Genomic DNA, 19,572 nt, shown 5'->3' on the forward strand with positions numbered 1-19,572 from the left:
AATAATATCATGTAATTAAATTTACGTTACAAGAAATCATTCAAGGGGTCCAAATCCATGGCCAGACGCGCCTTTATCACCGGCATTACGGGACAAGACGGCGCGTGGCTGGCAAAATTGCTGCTTTCGAAGAATTATGAGGTATTTGGGCTGGCTCGCCGTTCCGGATCCGGTTTCTTCACCGCAGAGCGGCTGGACTGGCTTGGCGTCACCCGGGACGTCACAATGCTTGAAGGAGATCTGCTTGACCTTTCAAGCCTGCTGCGCGCCATGCAGAACGCCAGACCTGACGAGATCTACAATCTCGCCGCGCAATCCTATGTAATGACATCGTGGCGACAGCCGCTGCTCACCGGCTCCGTCACCGCGATGGGCGCGGCCAACATGCTGGAAGCGACGCGCATCGCCTGCCCGTCCGCCCGCTTTTACCAGGCCTCGTCATCGGAAATGTTCGGCCAGGCCGCCACGGCCACGCAAAGCGAAACAACGCCATTCCAGCCGCGTTCACCCTACGCCGCCGCCAAACTCTATGCTCACTGGATGACGGTGAATTACCGGGAAAGCTTTGGACTGCACGCCAGTTGCGGCATTCTCTTCAACCATGAATCCCCGTTGCGCGGCGAAGAATTCGTGACGCGCCGCATCAGTCGCGCCGTCGCCGCGATCCGCTGCGGCTTCCAGCAAAAACTATCGCTTGGCTGCATGGAGGCGCGGCGGGACTGGGGCCATGCCCGCGACTATGTGGAGGCCATGTGGCTCATGCTGCAACAGCCTGAGCCGGTCGATCTGGTAATCGCGACCGGAACGAGCATGAGCGTCCGCGACATCTGCCGGGTTGCCTTTGCCCACGCCGGGCTCGACATGGACCGGCACGTCACGCACGATCCGGCTCTGTTGCGCCCGGCAGAGGTTGACGCGCTGCTTGGCGACGCCAGCAAGGCCAGGGATCTGCTTGGCTGGAAACCGCGTTCAGGCGCGGCCGACACCATGCGTGAAATGGTCGACGCCGATATTGCGCGCCTGCAGCTCCCGCTGCGTCAGGCTGCCGAATGACGTCTCGCAAAAGCGCCGCGACGCCTTGCGCCGACCTCAGCCCTGAACGCGCCGGCTGGCGCTGAACCATTCAGCCGCCCCCACGGAACCAGCGACAAACACGCCTGCGATGACTGCGAAAACAATGGACATGGCGTCCTCCTGTTTGATCGGGCATTTCTTGCGCTGGAGCATGCGCAAAAGGCTTCCCGGCTGGCGTGCGCCCACGCACGCGGCGTGGACCGGGAAAGTGCAGGCGATGGCGAAAACAGCCGGTTAAGGCCGGGTTGTCTCGCGAACCCAAAGGTATTCGGGGTTAATGAATTGCCCCCCTCCACCAATGGTGGCGACCAGGTCTGGCGGACATACCAAAAGAGTCGTAATTGCGCTTCTGACAGCCTCTCCAGGCAGGCCACAGCAATGACGAGACGGAAGAACGGCGGAAACGACCAATGAAGGCTTTGCGATATTTTGGACCGCGCGACATCCGCTGCGATTCCATGGATGATCCGGCGCTCCAGTCCAATCGTGACGCCATCGTGCAAATGGAGGCCTGCTCGATCTGCGGCAGTGACCTGCACATCTATCACGGCCACGGTTTTTCGGCTGACGTGGGGTTTTGCGTAGGCCACGAGGCTGTTGGCGAGGTGGTCGAGATCGGCAGCGCCGTGCAGCGCCTCAAGGTGGGAGACAAGGTGATGATGCCAGCGGCGGTCGGCTGCGGCGCCTGCCGCTCCTGCCTCGCGGGCAACGTCATTCATTGCGAATTTGGCGCGGGCGCCTGCTATGGATTGTCGGCCCGGCTCCAGGGCGTGCAGGCCGAGGCCTTCCGCGTTCCCGCCGCTGACATGAACGCCGTGAAAATCCCGGAAGGGGTCAGCGCCGAGCAGGCGTTAATGATGACCGACGCCCTGTCCACCGCATGGTTCGGCGCCCGTAACGCCGACATCCGGCCCGGCTCCAGCGTCGCTGTCATCGGCCTTGGTCCCATCGGGCTCATGGCGGTGGACAGCGCTTTCGTCATGGGCGCGCATGTGGTCTACGCCATCGACCCCGTGGAGGAGCGGCGCGAGCTGGCGCGGCAATCCGGAGCAATCGCCCTGTCGCCCGATGAAGCCGCGGACGCCATTCGCGAAGCGACGCGCGGCCGCAAGGTGGATTGCGTGATCGAGGCCGTCGGCCTCGACGCGACCGTCGACCTGGCGCTGCGCCTGGTCACGCGCCGTGGAACGGTGTCCGTCATTGGCGTCCAGCAGTCCCGCCGCTACGCCTTCCCGCTTGAGCGCGCCTTCGCCGCCGGCCTGACCTTCCGCATCGGCACCTGCTCGGTGCCGGAGGAGTTGCCGGCGCTGTTCCCGCTGGTGCAGTCAGGCCGGCTGCGTCCGGAGCGTTACATCAGCCATCGCCTGCCTCTGGAGGCTGGCGCCGAAGCCTACCGGATGTTCGAGGCGCGCGAGGCGGGCGTGATCAAAACCGTGCTGACGCGATCCTGAGAACAGGCCGGCGGAAAATCGCGCCAGCCACAGCGCGCCAGAGCATGTCCGGTGAAAACCAGTTCACCTGAAATGCTTCATCGCTTTTGTCAGACAGATCAGGGCGCGCCGGCGTTTCCAGCCAATCTGGTGACGTTGGCGCGCCCCTTCCCCCGCGAGCTCCCACGTTGGGCCTGGCTCATTGGATTGGTGAAGGGATTTGGCTAAAGCCATGACGACGCACGGCGTTTCCTGCGGAAAAATGCGCCACGCTCAGGTGGACTTTGCCAATCGCCGATGATGCGTCTGCGCCTCCGCGATCTGGCGTCAGGTCGTCCGGCTTTCCGCTTCAGGCCGCGGGATCGACACGACGACCCGGAGACCGCCGCCTGGCCGGTCATCAAGGCTGATCTCGCCGCCATGGGCCACGATCACCGCTCTTGCGATGGTCAGCCCGAGACCCGATCCGCCCGTTTCACGACTGCGCGATTCCTCCAGCCTGACAAAGGGTTCAAAGACCCGCCGCCGCGCGTCCGCCGGAATGCCTGGTCCCTCGTCCTCCACCGTTACGGTAAAATGGCCGCCCGCGGCGGCGGTGGTCACCCGCGCCACATCGCCATATTTCAGCGCGTTGCCGATGAGGTTCGAGAACGCGCGTTTCAATGACGGGGCCTGCCCCAGAACCGGAGCAGAATCGACGCCGCCAAGAGAGACGTCGCGCCCCTGATCCTGGAACTCGTCAACAATGGTTTCCACCACCGGCGCGAGGTCCACCGGCCGCATGCGCTCCCCGGACTTGCCGCCGCGCAGATATGCGAGCGTTGAATCGATCATCGTCTCCATCTCGCCCAGATCGGCGTCGACCTGACGGCGGGTCGCCGCGTCTTCAAGCATTTCCGAGCGCAGCCGCAGCCGGGTGATGGGGGTTCTCAAATCGTGGGAAACCGCGGCCATGGCCTGCATGCGCTCGGTCACAAGCCGCTGGATGCGTTCCTGCATGGTGTTGAACGCCCGCGCCGCGCGCCGCACTTCGACAGGCCCGGTTTCGGCCAGCGGCTGCGGCGCCTGGTCGATGCTGAACCGCTCCGCCGCGAGAGCCAATTCGCGCAACGGCCATGTCGCCCAGCGCAGCAGCAGGACCGCGACGCCAATGATGGCGACGCCGACGCAAATCATCATCGCGAAGGCGCCCCAGTCCTCGTGGGAACCTGGCTCCAGGGTGGATATGGAGAAGTTGACCCAGGAGCCGTCATCAAGCCGCAGCGACGCCAGCATCATGTGCCGCCAGACGGCCCCGGCGCCGTGGTCATGGGCCCCGGCCGGGGCGAAGCCGATCTGCAACGCCGCTGGCGCAAGTCCCGGCGCCAGCTCCCGCAATCGCGCCGCCATCATCCGGGCGCGCTCGTCCGCAGTTCCCTTGTCCAGCGCGAGGCCAGTCCTGCTCCAGTGCGCCTCAAGGCTGGCGTCGGAGAGATCGTGGGCCACCCGGCTTCGCTCCGCATCGCCGGAAACGCCCGCGACGGCGCGGCTGATGGACAGCATGCGCGCCGCCAGCGCCCTGTCGGAAGCCGAAGCCGCAAGGGTATCGGCGCCAACGCGCCATGCCCAGTATCCCAGCGCGTGGAAGCCAAGCAGCGCCACGATCAGAACCAGAATGGCCCGGCCGGCGACCGTGTCGGGCCAGAGTCTGCGGAGCATCGCGTTCATCAGGCGTCCCCGGGCTGGTGGCGTCGCGCATCCGCCGCCAGCATGTAGCCAGCGCCGCGCACCGTCTTGATCAACTGTCCGCCGCTGGCGTCAGCGCCCAGCTTGCGGCGCAACCGGCTGATCTGCACGTCAATCGTCCGGTCAAACGGGTCGTCGCTTGTTCGCGTCTTGGCGAACTGCATCAGCGCCTCGCGCGACAACACCCGGTTGGCGTGCTCGACGAAGACCGCCAGCAGGTCAAACTCGCCGGTCGACAGATCGATCAGCACGCCAGGCGGTGAAAACAGCTCGCGCCGCCGCAGATCCATCACCCAGCCGTCGAACGTCACCATCGCGGTCTCGGCGCCGGCCTGTCCGCCGCCACGCGCGGCGCGCGCCCGCCGCAGGACGGCGCGCACCCGCGCCAGCAGTTCACGGGGGCTGAAAGGCTTGGCGATATAGTCATCCGCCCCGCCTTCCAGGCCCCGGATGCGGTCTGCTTCATCGCCGCGCGCCGTCAGCATCACGATCGGGATTTGCGAGACGGCGCGCACGTCGCGACACAGATCGAAACCCGAACGCCCGGGCAGCATCAGGTCAAGAATCACCAGATCGACGTCGCCATGCGCCAGCGCGGCCATCATGGCGCCGCCATCGGCCGCGCCGGCCACCTGATAACCGTGGCGCTGCAGAAACCGCCCCACCAGCAGCCTGATTTCGGGATCGTCGTCGACGATGAGCACACGCCCGAAGTCGAGTCCATGCTCTTGCGCCTGATCCTGGCCGGGGTGATCCGCGCCGGGCGTCGCCGGTGGTTCTGGCTGCTGCATCGCTTCTCAAGTCTCTCGCGCATGGCGTTTTCCGGGGAACGCGCCGTTGCTTTCCCGATATTGCCCTGGGGCCGGCGGGCCTGGCCGAAATCGTCGCCAGCACAGCGACCATGGGCCTGAAACCTGCACGAGCCAGGGCGGCGCAAGCCAGGCGGCTGAAACGCCTCCGGGCGCCTCCCGCCTGCCGGCGCATCCGGCCCCACTGAAGATAGCGCGCCTCGCCGCCGGCGACCCGCGCCGGTTTGAAACAATTTGTAACGGACGGGCGGCGCGACGGGTTGCTACCCCTTCCAGCAGTCAGGACGACGCAGCGGCTATTCCGTTGACGCCAGCCGCAGCACCGCCGGGAGGGACAGAAGCGTGAATGTCGCCAGAGCATTTTTCAGCGGAGCGAGCGCCGCTTGCAGCGAAAAATACCAGTCGAACCAATCATCTGGCGCAAGCTTCCGCTCCGGCCTGACGTCACGCGGCCCCAGGATGTTTTTACCGGTCGCATTGCTGGCGCTTGGCGGCTGCGCCGCGCCAGTGATTCCGGACAGCCTGTCCCGCCCCGCGAACCCCGATGCGCCGGTTCCGCCGGCGACCTACCGCAGCGTGACCGCTGGCGCGGCGACGTTACGGCCGGCTGGCCCCATGAACTGGCGCGAGATCAACCGCCAGGTCACTCCGCGAAGCGGACCCGCCACATGATCCGTCGCAGCCGTTCTCCCATCCTGACCAGCGCAGTTTCTGGCAAAGCCGGCGCCATGCCGCAAACGGGGCGGCGCATGCGCGGCCTGCTGCGGCCTGGTCTGGTTTCCGGCGCCGCATTGTTGCTGACCGGCTGCGTCGGCTTTTCCGGCGACGGCGGCATGGCGAGCGTGGTCAGCGGCTCCAGCGCCAGCATCGACAAGGAGGTTGTCCGCATCAGCGACGACCAGTCCGCCGCCGCCGCGAAGGAGGGAGTCGACCGGCTCCTGCGCCAGCAACTCACCGCCGATGCGGCGGTGCAGGTGGCGCTGCTGAACAATCGCGGCCTGCAGGCCGCATTCAACCGGCTGGGCGTCGCCGAGGCGCAGATGGTCTCGGCCAGCCTGCCGCCCAATCCCCGCTTCGGCATTTCGAAGCTCTCGGGCCGGTTTGAGGTGGAGATCGAGCGGCAGATCGTCGGCAATCTGCTGGCCCTCGCCACGTTGCCGGCGCGGGCGGAGATCGCGCGCGACCAGTTCAGGATCGCCCAGCAGCAAACGGCCGAGGCGGTGCTGAAACTGGCCGCGGACACCCGCCGGCAATACTGGCGCGCCGTCGCCGCCAACGCCCAGGTCGCCTTCTACCAGCAGGCCAGCGCCGCCTCCACGGCGACGACCGAGCTGTTCCGGCGCCTCGGCGAGAGTGGCGGCGTCAACAAGATCGACCAGGCGCGTGAATTCGCCTTCGACGCCGAACTCACCGTGCAACTCGCGGAGGCGCGGCGTCGCCAGGGCGAGGAACGCGAACGCCTCGTGCGGCAGCTTGGTCTGTGGGGCGCCGACGCCCGTTTCCGCCTGCCTTCCGCCCTGCCGCCAACGCCACGCCCCCAAACCGCGAAGGCCATCGAGGCTGAAGCCCTGCGCCAGCGCGTCGACATGCAGATCGCTCGCAACGAACTGGCCCTGCTCGCGCGCTCCCTGGGGCTGACCCAGGCGGTGCGCTTCATCAACGACGCCGAGTTGCTGGGCCGTCGCACGTACGACCGGGGTCGCGAGATCACCGGGGTCGGTTCTGTCCAGCGCGACACCGCGCGCAGTTCGACGCTGGAGCTGGATATCGAGATCCCCATCTACGACTTCGGGCAGTCGAAGGTGGCCATGGCGGAACAGACCTACATGCAGGCGGCCAACCGGCTGGCGGAGAAGGCCGTCAACGTTCGGTCCGAGGCCCGGGAGGCTTACGCAAGTTACCGCGCCAGCTACGACATCGTCCGCCAGTACCAGAACAACGTCCTGCCGCTGCGCAAGATCATCCAGGATGAATCATTGTTGCAATACAACGGCATGCTGACTGACGTCACAGAACTGCTGACCGACGCCCGCAACCGCATCCTGTCCAATGTCGCCGCCATCAATGCGCGACGGGATTTCTGGATCGCCCACACCAACTTCAGGCACGCGCTCATTGGCGGCGGCGTGGGAGGCGACGGCGCCGTGGCCGAAACCGCCCTCGCCAACGCCGGCGCCGCGGCAGGCCATTAGGGAGCCCAGCCATGACCAATCTGTCCCGCAGGGGGTTCCTCGGTTCATCGGGCCTGGCGCTGGCAAGCGGCCTGGCGACCGGCGCGGTTTCAGGCCGCGCGGCCTTCGCCAGCGTTCCGGAGGCGCCCACCATGACGGACGCCGCCACCCAGCCGCCGCTCGCGCCCACCACCGGTCCCGACTACCAGCCCGTCGCCACCCTGAACGGCTGGTCGCTGCCCTGGCGGATGAACGGCGACTGGAAAGAGTTTCACCTGGTGGCGGAGCCGGTCGAGCGGGAGCTGGCTCCCGGTATGAAGGCCTATCTGTGGGGCTACAACGGCCAGTCGCCTGGCCCGACCATCGAAGCGGTCGAAGGCGACAGGATCCGCATCTTCGTCACCAACAAGCTGCCGGAGCACACGACCATTCACTGGCATGGCCAGCGCTTGCCTAACGGCATGGACGGGGTTGGCGGCCTGACCCAGCCACACATCCCGCCTGGCAAAACCTTCGTCTACGAGTTCCAGCTCAGGCGCTCGGGCACTTTCATGTACCACCCGCATTCCGACGAAATGGTGCAGATGGCCATGGGCATGATGGGCTTCTTCGTGGTCCACCCCAAGGACCCGGCCTTCCGCCGCGTCGATCGCGACTTCGTCTTTCTGCTCAACGCCTTTGACATCGAACCTGGCGCCTATGTGCCCAAGGTCAACACCATGCTGGACTTCAACCTGTGGTGCTGGAACAGCCGGGTGTTCCCGGGCATCGATCCGCTCGTCGTCGGCAGGAATGACAAGGTCAGGGTGCGCTTCGGCAATCTCACCATGACCAACCATCCAATCCATATGCACGGCTACGAGTTCAAGGTCTCCTGCACCGATGGCGGATGGGTCGACCCCGCCGCCGCCTGGGACGAGGTGAGCATCGACTGCGCCGTCGGCCAGATGCGCGCCTTCGACTTTGTCGCCGACGAGCCCGGCGACTGGGCGATCCACTGTCACAAATCGCACCACACCATGAACGCCATGGGCCATTCGGTGAAAACCTATATCGGCGTGGATCAGAAAGAGCTGGCCAAACGCATCCGCAAGCTCGCGCCTGGCTACATGCCGATGGGCGCGACGGGCATGGGCGAAATGGGCTCCATGGAAATGCCCCTGCCAGACAACACCCTGCCGATGATGACCGGCTTCGCCCAGTTCGGCCCGGTGGAGATGGGCGGCATGTTCTCCGTGGTGAAGGTCCGCGAGCGGCTCGCGAAGAACGACTACAAGGACCCGGGCTGGTACAAGAACCCCCAGGGAACGGTGGCCTTTGAATATCAGGGCCAGCCGCCCGCGCCGACGCGCGCCGCGCCGCCAGCGACCGACGCCGGTGCGCCGGCATGGCGGGTCAAAGATCCGCGCAAGCCGGCGACAGGCCCCGACGGCCAGCCGCGGCCGCCCGCCAAAAACCCACACGCCGGCCATTGACGTTGTGACCTGCAACCGGCGACTGGCCCCGCTTCACGCCAAAACCATCCGGCTTTTACCGGAACCAGCCCGTCCGGCCTCGCCGCCTGATCTTGGGCCTGGTCAATGGCTCCTGGCGGCAAACCACCCATCAACGAAAGGAACCCGAGATGCTCAGAACGGCGACGACCCTTGCTTTCATCGCTTTCGCCCTGCCGGCGGCCGCCCAGTCCGTCAGCGGGACGGTCACCAAAATCGACAGGGCCCAGGGAAAGCTCACCATCGACCATGGCCCGATCCGCAATCTGGAGATGGACGGCATGACCATGGTGTTTCGCGCGGGCGAGCCCGCGATGCTCGAGGGCCTGATGGCTGGCGACCGCATTCTGTTCGACGCCGAGCGCGTCAATGGACAGATCACGGTGATCAAGCTGCGGAAAAAGGGCTGATCCTGGATCACGCCCGAAACGGCGCCGCCGTCATCCGGCAAGCGCTGCGACATCCTGAAATCGCGGGGCGTCAACGCGCCGGGATTCAGATCGTCGGATAAAGCGCCATGGCGCTGCGGTTCTTGTCCACCGCCAGCGCCCGGGCCAGCGGGCGGGAAAATGCGCCGGGCGCCATCACCCCAGCCCGATGACCCAGTCATGGTCATCGTGGCGGCGGACCTTTTGCAGACGCAGACCGAACACCCGGTCGAGGGCGTCCCCGGCGAGCAGGTCGTCGGGACTGCAGTCGGCGACCAGCGCGCCTTCCTCCAGCAACAGGATGCGGTCGCAGAAGCGCAGGGCCAGATCGAGGTCGTGCATGACGGCGACGACCAGCGACGACGTCGACGCGCTCCTGAGCCGGCGCAACAGATCGAGCTTGTGCCGTACGTCGAGGCTGGCGCCAGGCTCGTCGGCCAGCACAAGGGCCGGCGAGGTCGCCAGCGTCGCCGCCAGCATGACCCGCGCCCGCTCGCCGCCGGAAAGCATGCTCCAGCGCCGGCGCGCCAGCGCCGTCAGGCCGAAGCGGGCCAGAACATGCCCGGGGCTGGCGTCGCCAGCGCTGGCCCGCCCGGCCCCCAGCGCGATGATGTCGCCGGCCTCGTAGTCCCAGGCCGGGGCGAACTGCTGCGGCAAATACCCACAAAACGCCGCCCGCTTGCGCGCTGGCCACCGGGGCGTCGCCAGGCCGTTCCAGCGGGCTTCGCCCGCATCCGGGGCGCGCAGGCCGGCCAGCACGCGCAGCAGGGTCGATTTGCCGGCCCCGTTAGGGCCAAGAACGCCGACGAAGCCGGCCCCATTGAGGCGAAAGCTGATGTCGCGCAGCAGACTGGTCCCTTTGCGTCCGACCGAGACGCTGGCGCAATCGACGGCAATCATGCCCGCAGCCTTCGCATCAGCAGGATCAGGAAAAACGGCCCGCCGATCAGCGCCGTCACCAGCCCCAGGGGGATTTCGGCCGGCGGCAGCGCGGCGCGGGCGACGCCGTCGCAAACGGCGACCAGGGCCGCGCCAATCAGGGCGCTGGCCGGCAACAGCGCGCGATGACGCGGGCCGATGAGCCAGCGGCCGATATGAGGCGCGATCAACCCAACGAAAGCGACGAGGCCGCCGAACGCGACGGCGGCGGCGACGACGGCGGCGCCGACGAGCACGGCGCGGCGTTCGAAGCGGGCCGGATCAAGCCCGAAGGCGAAGGCCTGGTCATCGCCGAGCCCCAACAGGTCGAGACCACGCGCCAGCGGCAGTGAGACGGCCAGCGCGCCAGCGGTGAGCAGAGCCAGAATGGCGAGGCCGCCGGCGTCCGGGGTCTGGACGCCGCCGAGGGTCCAGCTCAGCACAACCTGCAGATTCACCGTATCGTCGGAGAGGGCCAGCATCAGAAAGGAGCGCACGGCGCCGAGCATGGCGGCGACGGCGACGCCAGCGAGCAGCAGCCCCGCCGTGTCTGGCCGCCCCTGCAGGCCGGCGGCGCCCAGCACCAGCCAGGTGGCGCCCCAGGCCCCGAGGAACGACAGCGCCGCCAGAACCGGTCCGCCGGGCAGCCCCAGCGGAACCAGCAGGGCGATGGTGGCGCCAATGGCGGCGCCGCCCGAGGCACCGAGCAGATATGGCTCGGCCAGCGGGTTGCGGAACACGCCCTGGAAGATGGCGCCGCCGACGCCGAGCAGCGCTCCCACCATGGCGGCGGCGAGCACGCGCGGCAGTCGCCAGACCACCAGCAGCTGGCTGGTCATGTCATGGCCGCCGCTGTTGGCGAAGGCCCGGGCCAGCCGCGCCGGCGACGCCCATTCGTGCCCGGCGACGAGGCCAAACAGCAGCGCCCCGGCGAGAAACAGGGTCAGCAGGAGGAAGCGGCGGGGCTGGAGCCGGCGGTCGGTTTGCGGCGTCATGGCTACTCCCGGGCCGGACTGGCGGCGGCGCCTGCTTGCCCGCCTTGCAAGGTCACATCGCGCAGACGGGCGGCCAGCTTTTCAATGCCGTCGACCGTGCGCGGTCCGGGAATGAGGAATTCGGCGCGGGTCACGGTCCAGGCCCTGCCCTCGCGCACGGCGCGCAGCAGCTTCCAGCCAGGCTGGGCCTTCAGGGCTTCGAGGTCTTCGCCGCGACCGGCGAACAGCAGCACGTCCGGATCGGCGGCGATCACCGCCTCGGGCGAGACCTGGGCGACCACGCTGCGGGCCAGGGCGTGGCGGCCGCCGGCCCGCACCATGGCGTCGCCGGTGTAGGTGTCGGCGCGGGCGATGAGCGCCAGGCCGTTGCCAGGGCGGCCGGTGAGCATTACCAACGAGGGCCGCCGGACAGGCGTCATCGCCGCCACTTTGTCGAGCCGCGCCTGCAAGGCGGCGGCGACCGCCTCGCCTTTGGCCGCCTCCCCGGTCGCCTGGCCGATCAGGCGCAAATTGCCCAGCACCTCGCCGACATCGCGGGCCAGCAGCACAATGACAGGGACGCCGAGCCGGGTCATCGGATCGATGAGCTGGTGCATGGCCTGGCGCGCCGGCGTGACGATGAGCAGATCGGGCCGCTGTGCGGCGATGGCGTCGACAGAAAACCCAAGGCGTCCGCCGATCTGCGGCTTGCGGGTCAGCTCTGGCGGAAACCGGGTGTAGGCTTCCACGCCGACGATGCGGTCGGAAAGCCCCAGCGCCGCCACCAGCTCGGCGTTGGAGGCGAAGATGGGGATGATGCGCTGCGGCGGCCGGGCAATGGCGATCTGGCGACCGACGCCGTCCGTCACCTGAACCGGCCAGGGCTGGCGCGCCGCCGCCGCGCCAGCGCCGCCTGCACCAGGAGCGAGCCATGTCATGGCGGCTAGCAGCAGCGGCATGCGGCGGCCAGCCAGTAGCCATCTGGAAACGTCAGGCGGCCATGGCCGCCGGATGTCCGGATGCGGGCTCAGAACCGCACCTGCAGGCCGGCCTGGGCCTCAATGCCCGGCATGGACGTGCCGGCTCCGCCGCCATTCACAAAGCGGGCGTCGAGCTTGTACGGCTGCCGGTCGACGCCGATGAACAGCGGGTGCTCGTTCTTGTTGAACAGATTGTTGACGAAGCCGAACAGCTTCACGCCCTGCATCACCTCAACTTCGCCACGGATATTCCACACCCAGAACGGCCCCTTGCGATGTATCCAGTCGCGATTGGGCTCGGCGAACGGGATCAGCAGGTTTTCTTCGGTGTTGTACCATACCGGCCCGCGCAGCACGCCGGTGATCTGCAGCGACCAGGGATAGCGCACGTCGACCTGGCCGAAGCGCGTGCCGACCGCCGCCTGGTACAGGTACATGCGCTCCGGCTTGTGGCTGTTGGCGGTGAGGGCCACGCCCTTGTCCACCATGTCGAAGTTCCACGAACCGTTGACGTAGGCCGTCCAGCGCCAGTTGGTTTCGCCCACGTTGGCCAGTCGCAGCAGATCGGCGCTGACCTGCCACTCAACGCCGCGCACTACCACGTCAGCCGAATTGTTGGCGTAGTCGGAGGTGTTGGCGACGCCGGCCCTGTTGCGGGTGATGATGCGATCGGAAATCGTGTTCTGGAAGATCGCCAGATCGACGTTCAGGCCATGGCCGGACCAGGCGGCGCCAGCCTCGATCTGGTGGCTTTCCTCCGGCCGCAGCGCCGGATTGCCGAAGATGCGGCCGCCGCTGAGGGTGTTGAAATCGGCGGCCAGTTCCGTCGCCGTCGGCGCGCGGAAACCGGTGGCGTAACCGACGCGGAAGGTCAGTTGATCTGTGGCCCGGAAGGCGGCCCCGGTGGAATAGGTCGTCGCCTGATAGTCGACCGCGCGCGGGGCCTGACCGGCGAGGTTCGGCGTCCAGTCGAAACTGGTTTCGCCAAAGGTTCGCCGGACGCCGCCGCGAATGGTCAGGCGGTCGTTGAAGAATTTCTGCGCGTCCTCGATGTAGAGGGCGTTCACCGTCTCGTGCTGGTTGTTGTCCTGCGGCGATGCCTGGGCCAGCGGATTGCCGGTCACGCCGATGCGGTCACGGGTGGAGCGCAGGCGGCTCTGCTCCCAGTCCCAGCCCAGCAACAGGTCATTGCCTTCCCACAGGGTCATGGACGGCTGCAGGCGCGTGCCGACGATATCAAGCCGGCGACGGTTGTAGTCGGCGGCCGTGCCCCTGGCCGGCAAGCCGTTGGAACCACGGATCACCGGCGAGGCCCAATGGAAATCGTCCACGTCGGTCACCGCGTAGCCCTGCAGCATCCAGCGGTGCTGGCCGCCTGGCGTCTGTCCCCTGTAGGTCACGTCGGCGGAGTTGTTGTAGCGGTCGTCGGTGCTGAAGATATTGGCTCCGGAACCACGGAATCCCACGTCATAGACGCCGTCGCTACGGATATTGGCCTCGACCCGGTGGTCCGGATTGATCTGGTAGCCAAAGGCGCCAAGCATGCCGAAGCGCTTCCAGCCGGTGTTCTCCATTTTCGAGCCGCCACGACCCGCATGGTAGTCGCCGCGCTGGCCGCCATCGACGCCGAGATACCAGTCGAAACCATCCCTGACGCCGCCGACCTGGACCTGACCGAGCCCCAGCCCCCAGGAGCCGCCGGTGACCTTGAGATCGGCGCCAGGATTGGTGCGGCCGTTTTTCAGAATGATATTGATGACGCCGCCAATGTTCTGGCTGCCATACACCACCGACGTCGGGCCGCGGATCACCTCGATGCGCTCGATATTGGCGGGCGACAGTTTGGACAAATTGGCGGTGCCGGCGCGGTGGCCGTTGATCAGCACCAGCACCTGGCTGCGGAAATCCTTGCCCTGGCCGTCGCTTGCTCCGCCGCGAATATTGATGGAGGTCTGGCCGGGCGTCCATTCACTGAAGAAGCCGACGCCATTCTCCGCCAGCACGCCCGTGATCGATTTGGCTCCTGAGCGCTCGATCTGCTTCTGGTCGATGACCTGGACAGTGCCCGTGATCTGGCTGCGCGGCTCGGGACGGCCGGTGGCGGTGACGACAAGCTGGTCAAGAACGATTTCATCTGTGGCTACGGCCGGCGGCGGCGTCACAGGCTGGGCGGAAGCTGCTTGCGCAGGCGCAGCCTGGGCGCAGGCGACGCCAGACGACAGCATGGTCGCCAGCGCGCCGGAGGCGAGCGCGGTGGTGGCGGCAAGTGCGCGGCAAGCCAGGCCCTTGCGGCGGAATGCGGGAGACGGCATCAGAGGTTCCAGATCAGGACTGCGGAGCGACGGCTGCAGGACAGGCGCATGCCTTCTGGCGTCGCGATCGCCTGGGCGGCGAGATGTTCGAAAATGTCGGCGCGGCGGCTGTCGCCGGCAGACCAGCCAAGCCGGTCCGCCATCCAGGAGGCGAGTTGCGGCAAATCCGTCGTGACGAGAGAAAAGGTCCAGTCCACCGTCTCCAGATGGTCGGGCCGGTCGTCGCCCAACTGCGGCAGCACCAGATCGATGCCGGGCGTTTCGTCTTCACGATGCCATTCGCGCGGCAGGCAGGCCGCCAGCACCAGCCCGCGCGGGCCGTGCTGCGCCGGCGTCAGCCAGATCACGCGCCGGCGCGCATAACGGCGGCACCAGGCGAGGAACGCGGCCGCATCGCCAAAATATCCCGGCATGGTGGCGGCGAGCACCGTGTCGGCCGGCGCGACGCGGTCCCCCGCCTCCTCCCAGCGCGCCGGCACGATCACCGGCGGCGCCGGCAACATGGCCAGTCGCGCCTGCATCACCCGGGAAGGCTCGACAGCCATCCAGCCACGACCGGGAACGCGCAGGGCGCCGCCCAGCTGGCCGCCGCCGGCGCCGACGTCGAGCAGGTCGCCGACATGCGGCGCCAGGCGCCGCAGCACCGGCGCAACCCGCGGCACATAATCGGAGGCGTCAATCGCCCCGGCATAAAGCGCCAGCCCGGTTTCCGGCGACGCGGGAAATGGGGCGAACGCGGCCGCAGATTCAGGAATCGGCGGCGCGGAAAACGGGCGGTTCATGGTCATGCTCTCTCCATATTTGCAATATTATAACATTGCAATACGATGAGACTTGACCTGACCCGCCCGCCAGGGACAGCCGCGCCCCGGCGGGCGGCCACGATGGCGCGACGGCAGCTGCCTGCGCCGGAACCGCCTGAACTTATGGAAACAATCACTAAACCAGCCCCTCGCTGGCGCGGACAGGGCTGAACAGCGCAGATCATCATGCGCATCTGCGCATGCCGTCAGCAACTGCACGACCCACCGTCGGCGCGACATCATCAGGTCAGGGCAGGTCTCCTGGCTTACGGGTCATCACACGACGGTCGCCTTCCCGGCCCTGGGGCCAGTGGCTTCTTGAGCGCCTGCTCACCGCTTACAGTTGCGGGGGCAGCTCCGGACTGGTCACAGCGCACAAAAGGAAGGGCCCACCCTTCCCCATGGCCTGCAACGCACCGGATTCCCTCTAGGCTCCGGCGCGAACCGGAGACCCTGACGGCCGCAACCTATCGATCAGGCAGAAACGGTCAAGGCCTCAATTGACAATTGTCAACCTCACGACCGGCGCCAGCACGCTCATCTGAAATTCGGCCGCCCGGCGAAACTGTCGGCAATACCGGCATGAAAGGCCCGCCGCGTTCTCTCCAATACGCCAGGTTCATGCGCAGCCGATGCAACGGTTTCGCCAAGACTTTCGCATGCGCGCCAGGACCTTTGCGGAAGATATCGCTCGCTGACGCCGGGCCGCGGCCACAACGCAACCTTTTCCATCCCCCACCAACGTAATCAGCAAAGCCCCCGGCCGCCTCCAGATGGTTCACCCGCCAAGGAAAGAGGGAGAAAGGCCGCAATGACGGTCACAACGGGACAGCCGCAGCATCAGGAAAAACATCTTCGGGATTTTTCGGAAATTCCTGCGCAACCGCAGCGCGCCATGGCCTGACCCGGCCCATTTCGCCCATGGCGGAACGGTCGCACCCGTGATGTGAGATGGTTGGCAAACGTTTGAAATTTAACAGATTTGGCGGATGGGGTGAGATTCGAACTCACGGTGCGGTTACCCGCACGGCGGTTTTCAAGACCGCTGCCTTAAACCACTCGGCCACCCATCCAACCCAGCTAACCAGCTGTTTCCATTGGCGCCTTCATCAGCACATCATGGAGAAACCGCCATGACTGCGCCGACTTTTGCGCCCACCTGTGCCGACGCCTGACCCACCGCGCCTGGCTCCGGGAGCCGCCGCATGGGTGAGGAACGCGAGATTGATCCCGGGCGTCTTCACTGACGTGTGCCCGAGATGCTGGCTCAGGGTGTAAATGTCAATCCCGCTCCGCAAGGCCATGGTGGCGTGGTCGCGCCGGAGATCATGAGGCCTGAACCTTGAAAGCGCTCGCTTTTCCCTTTGGGCTCGCGCTTCCGGCGTCCGGCTGAAATGACCGAAATCGCTGGCAGCCTGCGCAAACTTACCCCCATCTTCCTTACAGAAATCAGGGGAGCTTCCTGGCGTGACTGACGATGCAGAAAGTACGCTGGCGCGTCACCGGACAGCTTCAGGTGCGACGGTCGCGCCCTGCCAGGCAGCCGCTCGGGGTGATCCGGACGGAAGTCCATGAGCTTCGATCTGTCGAGAAAGCCCCCACCATCGCCGAACGCGAAAAAAAAATCGGCTGGAGCGATCGGGCCGTGGTGGCGGTGGACGCTCCCACACATCGTGAGAGCAAGACGATTTCAAATCTTGCCCCTCGCGCCCGACGAGTTTGCGAGGCCTGTCAGGATCGCGACCGAAGCGACAGGTACGGCAAGCAATGACGGGAAAGACCCCTCACCGCCACCTGAAGGTGTCGGTGACAATCGGGGAAGCGTCCTCAGGAAAATTCAAATCCCAGCTTGATCGCGGTTCAAATATAACAACGTCTTCATTTCGTAATAAACGATGTCGTTAACGATGCTGTTTTTCCGCCGGGTCAGGCGTAAGCTTCCTGACTTCCTTCAGCAAACGAGGCGACAGGAGGCTGTTATGCGTTTATGGTGGAACAGTTTTGTTCGACCTGATGGCATGGGGAAGCCCATGCGCGTCATCTGGTCAGAGCGGCGTCCTGACCTGTTTGAGATCCATGTCGGGCTCCATGGCTCTGCGGTGCTGTATCTCAATGGGCGCGAGATTGGCTCAGGAAACAATATCCTGCAGTTGACCGACCAGGCCGCTGGTATGGTGGCTGGCCCGGAGGACCACGTCCGCATGGTCTGATGCGGGGAACCTAGCCCCGCCCCACCAGGTGGGGCTTTTGTGTTGTCAACGGCCTGGTTTGGGCTCTCCCTTGCTCAGGAAGGCGCCTTGTCGCGTGCGCGATCCAGCCGCTCGCGTTCTTTGGCGAGCTTGCTGTCTCGCCAGGCGTCGGCGTCCGGATCGAACCGCATCCAGCCCTCGTCACGCCACGAGGCCTCGCGCTGGGTGAGATCGGCTGCGCCCGCTTGTTGAAGCGCTGATGCGACGTGCGCGGCTTTGGCCTCCGCGACGCGGGCAGAAACGATGGACCCGCCGCGGCGTACGCCTTCGGCATAGAGATGGGCCTCGCTCTCGGTGAGGCCAGCGCCGACCATGGCGCCGACGACGCCGCCCGCAGCGCCGCCGGCGGCCGCGCCGGCAAGAGCCCCCAGACCAGTGGCGGCCAGCCAGCCGGCGGCAACCACAGGACCGATGCCCGGAATGGTCAACAGGCCAAGCCCGGCCAGCAATCCGCCGGCTCCGCCAAGCGCCGCGCCAGTCCCGGCGCCGGTAAGAATGCCCCCGACGACTTCTTGATCGATTGTGCTTCCGGGATACCAGGCGTCGGCGTTATTGGCGAGAATGCTGATGTCCGCAGGCGCTACGCCAAGGGCCTGAAGCTGCTCCGCCGCAACCATGGCGTGTTCGTGGGTGTCAAAAAGAGCTGTGACGGTTGTCATGGCGCTCTCCTTTCACAGGTTCCAGCCGGCATTGCTGTTGCACGGGCTTCTGGCCTGCGCCGGATGGCGTCCATATCGTCCATTGGGAGGCATGCGTCCCTCCTGAGTTCAATTGATCTCATCTCAGGAAAAACACTCGTCCTGTCAGCGTTGTTCCACCCGCAGACAATTATCGATCGTGCGCGCGGCGAACCGCCACGCACAAATGGCGTCGCTCCACGCGCCATGGCGGAGGTTCTCAAGCCAATGGTTTGCCCGACCCGCATGCGGTTTTGCGCCGGGGACCTGTCACGATCGCCGCGCCGCCAGGCGCCTGGCTGAACTTTCCGGATTGCCGTCTGGAGAGATTGAACGTCATCGGCCTTCCCCACCGTTTGCTCCCGCGAAAGCAATGGTGAAGACCCCGTGGCCTGGCAGGCCAGAATCGCCGGGCAGCCCCTGGCGTCAGGTTCAGGAGCCCGTGAAACGCGGGGGGCGTTTTTCGACGAAGGCGCGCGCCGCTTCCCTGTGGTCATCGGTCACGGTCGCCCGCGTCTGCTGCAAGGCCTCCGCGTCGAGGCAGACCTCAAACGAAGCCGTCTCGGCCAGATTGAGGTTCTGCTTCATGTAGGACAGGGTCAGACTGGGGCCCTGGGCCAGCCCCAGCGCGATCTCATGGGCGATGCGCTGGAGATCGTCGTCTGCGACGACCTTTGTCACCAGTCCGTACGCCAGCGCTTCATCCGCGGTCAGCAGCGGGCACAGCAGGAACAGTTCCCGCGCCCTGGCGGAGCCAAGCAGCCGGGTGAGCAGATATGTACCGCCAAAATCGCCAGGCAGCGCCACCTTGGCGAATGCGGTGGTGATCTTGGTCGACTTCGCGGCGATGCGCAGGTCGCAGGCCAGCGCCAGTGAAAGCCCCCCACCCGCGGCGGCGCCGTCGAGCGCGGCGATTGTCGGCTTGCGCATGTCGTGCAGCAGGCGCGAAACCTCCATGACGCGACGGAGTTCGCTCACCTGGTGATCAATCGGGCCGGAGCCATGGCCATGCTCCGCCATTCCCTTGACATCGCCGCCGACGCAAAAAGAGCCGCCAGCGCCGCGCAGCAGCACCGCCCTGGCGTCAGGATTATTGGCGGCTCGCGCCACGGCCGCCACCAGGTCCTCGGCCAACTCCATGCTGATGGCGTTGCGCCGGTCTGGCCGGTTCAAGGTGATGATGGCCAAACCCTGATCGAGGTCTTCCGTGACGTAGCGAGCCATGAGAACTCCAGTTCGACGCTGATCTCCGAAGATGGGCGAGGCGTTCCAGACGGAGTTCCACCGCGCGCGGAATCTGGGCATGGCGGTATTTCCGGTGTCAAGGCAGGCAGAACGCGCGGCCGGCGCGGCCCGCTCGGCGGCAGATCGTGCGGTCTCCCGAAGGGGCCAGCCAATCCGTCGCCGCATCACCCACCGGCAAAGGTAGCGCCTAGCCAGGTCGGCGACAGAGCCCGCCGGATACAAATTTGCATCCAGGCGGGATCGCGTGAAGTGGCGCGTGAAGCGCATACCAAAGCAGTGCAACA

Annotated in this window: 16 protein-coding genes, 1 tRNA gene, 1 pseudogene and 1 riboswitch; of the genes and pseudogenes, 7 read left to right on the top strand and 11 right to left on the bottom strand. The window is 66.3% G+C overall.

Features of this window, described 5'->3' with window-relative positions:
• The first annotated feature begins 57 nt into the window (after positions 1-57).
• Positions 58-1,053 (top strand): GDP-mannose 4,6-dehydratase, encoded by a 996-nt coding sequence (locus tag IE243_RS08395; protein WP_191318924.1) that lies wholly within the window; start codon positions 58-60, stop codon positions 1,051-1,053.
• Between the two features lie 431 nt (positions 1,054-1,484).
• Positions 1,485-2,525 (top strand): alcohol dehydrogenase family protein, encoded by a 1,041-nt coding sequence (locus IE243_RS08400; RefSeq protein ID WP_191318925.1) that lies wholly within the window; start codon positions 1,485-1,487, stop codon positions 2,523-2,525.
• Between the two features lie 306 nt (positions 2,526-2,831).
• Here IE243_RS08400 and IE243_RS08405 read toward each other — a convergent pair whose 3' ends face one another.
• Together IE243_RS08405 and IE243_RS08410 are read right to left on the bottom strand one after the other, a co-directional pair.
• Entirely contained in the window at positions 2,832-4,211 is a 1,380-nt protein-coding gene (locus tag IE243_RS08405; RefSeq protein WP_191318926.1) for an ATP-binding protein, read from the bottom strand.
• Positions 4,211-5,020 carry a response regulator gene (locus IE243_RS08410; protein ID WP_191318927.1) on the bottom strand — a complete coding sequence of 270 codons (810 nt, stop codon included), beginning with the start codon at positions 5,018-5,020 and terminating at the stop codon, positions 4,211-4,213. Before IE243_RS08410 ends, IE243_RS08405 begins: the two co-directional genes overlap by 1 nt.
• A 477-nt stretch (positions 5,021-5,497) precedes the next feature.
• Here IE243_RS08410 and IE243_RS08415 point away from each other — a divergent pair, with 477 nt between their 5' ends.
• The 4 genes from IE243_RS08415 (at position 5,498) to IE243_RS08430 (ending at position 9,112) form a co-directional block, all read left to right on the top strand.
• Complete coding sequence (locus tag IE243_RS08415) at positions 5,498-5,710, top strand: hypothetical protein (protein ID WP_191318928.1); 213 nt, start codon at positions 5,498-5,500, stop codon at positions 5,708-5,710.
• Complete coding sequence (locus tag IE243_RS08420; RefSeq protein WP_244642985.1) at positions 5,707-7,230, top strand: TolC family protein; 1,524 nt, start codon at positions 5,707-5,709, stop codon at positions 7,228-7,230. Before IE243_RS08415 ends, IE243_RS08420 begins: the two co-directional genes overlap by 4 nt.
• Before the next feature lie 11 nt (positions 7,231-7,241).
• Complete coding sequence (locus IE243_RS08425) at positions 7,242-8,684, top strand: multicopper oxidase family protein (RefSeq protein ID WP_191318929.1); 1,443 nt, start codon at positions 7,242-7,244, stop codon at positions 8,682-8,684.
• A 149-nt stretch (positions 8,685-8,833) separates the two neighbouring features.
• Positions 8,834-9,112, top strand: a complete 279-nt coding sequence (locus IE243_RS08430) for a copper-binding protein (protein WP_191318930.1) — start codon at positions 8,834-8,836, stop codon at positions 9,110-9,112.
• 174 nt (positions 9,113-9,286) lie between these two features.
• Here IE243_RS08430 and IE243_RS08435 read toward each other — a convergent pair whose 3' ends face one another.
• The 7 genes and pseudogenes from IE243_RS08435 to IE243_RS23910 form a co-directional block, all read right to left on the bottom strand.
• Positions 9,287-10,030 (bottom strand): ABC transporter ATP-binding protein, encoded by a 744-nt coding sequence (locus IE243_RS08435; protein ID WP_191318931.1) that lies wholly within the window; start codon positions 10,028-10,030, stop codon positions 9,287-9,289.
• Entirely contained in the window at positions 10,027-11,043 is a 1,017-nt protein-coding gene (locus IE243_RS08440) for a FecCD family ABC transporter permease (protein ID WP_191318932.1), read from the bottom strand. Before IE243_RS08440 ends, IE243_RS08435 begins: the two co-directional genes overlap by 4 nt.
• Positions 11,044-11,045: 2 nt before the next feature.
• Positions 11,046-11,981: an ABC transporter substrate-binding protein gene (locus tag IE243_RS08445; RefSeq protein WP_191318933.1), complete on the bottom strand. Its 936-nt coding sequence runs from the start codon at positions 11,979-11,981 to the stop codon at positions 11,046-11,048.
• Between the two features lie 68 nt (positions 11,982-12,049).
• On the bottom strand, positions 12,050-14,314 hold the full coding sequence (locus IE243_RS08450; protein WP_244642987.1) for a TonB-dependent receptor: 2,265 nt from the start codon (positions 14,312-14,314) through the stop codon (positions 12,050-12,052).
• Positions 14,314-15,102 (bottom strand): hypothetical protein, encoded by a 789-nt coding sequence (locus IE243_RS08455; RefSeq protein WP_191318934.1) that lies wholly within the window; start codon positions 15,100-15,102, stop codon positions 14,314-14,316. The genes IE243_RS08450 and IE243_RS08455 overlap by 1 nt, the downstream gene beginning before the upstream one ends.
• Positions 15,103-15,350: 248 nt before the next feature.
• Positions 15,351-15,588, bottom strand: a riboswitch (cobalamin riboswitch).
• 512 nt (positions 15,589-16,100) lie between these two features.
• A tRNA-Ser gene (locus tag IE243_RS08460) sits at positions 16,101-16,190 on the bottom strand.
• A gap of 36 nt (positions 16,191-16,226) precedes the next feature.
• Positions 16,227-16,478 (bottom strand): annotated as a pseudogene (locus IE243_RS23910) (site-specific integrase); the annotation flags it as partial.
• Positions 16,479-17,147: 669 nt separating this feature from the next.
• Between IE243_RS23910 and IE243_RS08470 the strand changes: the two are divergent.
• On the top strand, positions 17,148-17,327 hold the full coding sequence (locus tag IE243_RS08470) for a hypothetical protein (protein WP_191318935.1): 180 nt from the start codon (positions 17,148-17,150) through the stop codon (positions 17,325-17,327).
• Between the two features lie 74 nt (positions 17,328-17,401).
• On the opposite strand, the gene IE243_RS08475 is transcribed toward IE243_RS08470, so the two are convergent.
• Entirely contained in the window at positions 17,402-18,025 is a 624-nt protein-coding gene (locus IE243_RS08475) for a hypothetical protein (protein WP_191318936.1), read from the bottom strand.
• Between the two features lie 450 nt (positions 18,026-18,475).
• Positions 18,476-19,267, bottom strand: coding sequence for an enoyl-CoA hydratase-related protein (locus IE243_RS08480; protein WP_191318937.1), 792 nt, complete (start codon positions 19,265-19,267; stop codon positions 18,476-18,478).
• Between the last annotated feature and the right edge of the window lie 305 nt (positions 19,268-19,572).

Origin of the sequence: Camelimonas fluminis (assembly GCF_014656355.1) — a bacterium.
In the GTDB taxonomy this organism is placed as follows: Bacteria; Pseudomonadota; Alphaproteobacteria; order Rhizobiales; family Beijerinckiaceae; genus Camelimonas; species Camelimonas fluminis.

Bases quoted from the DNA above. Each gene is read 5' to 3' on its own strand.
- IE243_RS08395 (WP_191318924.1), top strand. From the start codon at position 58: ATGGCCAGACGCGCCTTTATCACCGGCATTACGGGACAAGACGGCGCG.
- IE243_RS08400 (WP_191318925.1), top strand. From the start codon at position 1,485: ATGAAGGCTTTGCGATATTTTGGACCGCGCGACATCCGCTGCGATTCC.
- IE243_RS08405 (WP_191318926.1), bottom strand. From the start codon at position 4,211: ATGAACGCGATGCTCCGCAGACTCTGGCCCGACACGGTCGCCGGCCGG.
- IE243_RS08410 (WP_191318927.1), bottom strand. From the start codon at position 5,020: ATGCAGCAGCCAGAACCACCGGCGACGCCCGGCGCGGATCACCCCGGC.
- IE243_RS08415 (WP_191318928.1), top strand. From the start codon at position 5,498: ATGTTTTTACCGGTCGCATTGCTGGCGCTTGGCGGCTGCGCCGCGCCA.
- IE243_RS08420 (WP_244642985.1), top strand. From the start codon at position 5,707: ATGATCCGTCGCAGCCGTTCTCCCATCCTGACCAGCGCAGTTTCTGGC.
- IE243_RS08425 (WP_191318929.1), top strand. From the start codon at position 7,242: ATGACCAATCTGTCCCGCAGGGGGTTCCTCGGTTCATCGGGCCTGGCG.
- IE243_RS08430 (WP_191318930.1), top strand. From the start codon at position 8,834: ATGCTCAGAACGGCGACGACCCTTGCTTTCATCGCTTTCGCCCTGCCG.
- IE243_RS08435 (WP_191318931.1), bottom strand. From the start codon at position 10,030: ATGATTGCCGTCGATTGCGCCAGCGTCTCGGTCGGACGCAAAGGGACC.
- IE243_RS08440 (WP_191318932.1), bottom strand. From the start codon at position 11,043: ATGACGCCGCAAACCGACCGCCGGCTCCAGCCCCGCCGCTTCCTCCTG.
- IE243_RS08445 (WP_191318933.1), bottom strand. From the start codon at position 11,981: ATGCCGCTGCTGCTAGCCGCCATGACATGGCTCGCTCCTGGTGCAGGC.
- IE243_RS08450 (WP_244642987.1), bottom strand. From the start codon at position 14,314: ATGCCGTCTCCCGCATTCCGCCGCAAGGGCCTGGCTTGCCGCGCACTT.
- IE243_RS08455 (WP_191318934.1), bottom strand. From the start codon at position 15,102: ATGACCATGAACCGCCCGTTTTCCGCGCCGCCGATTCCTGAATCTGCG.
- IE243_RS08470 (WP_191318935.1), top strand. From the start codon at position 17,148: ATGCGCGTCATCTGGTCAGAGCGGCGTCCTGACCTGTTTGAGATCCAT.
- IE243_RS08475 (WP_191318936.1), bottom strand. From the start codon at position 18,025: ATGACAACCGTCACAGCTCTTTTTGACACCCACGAACACGCCATGGTT.
- IE243_RS08480 (WP_191318937.1), bottom strand. From the start codon at position 19,267: ATGGCTCGCTACGTCACGGAAGACCTCGATCAGGGTTTGGCCATCATC.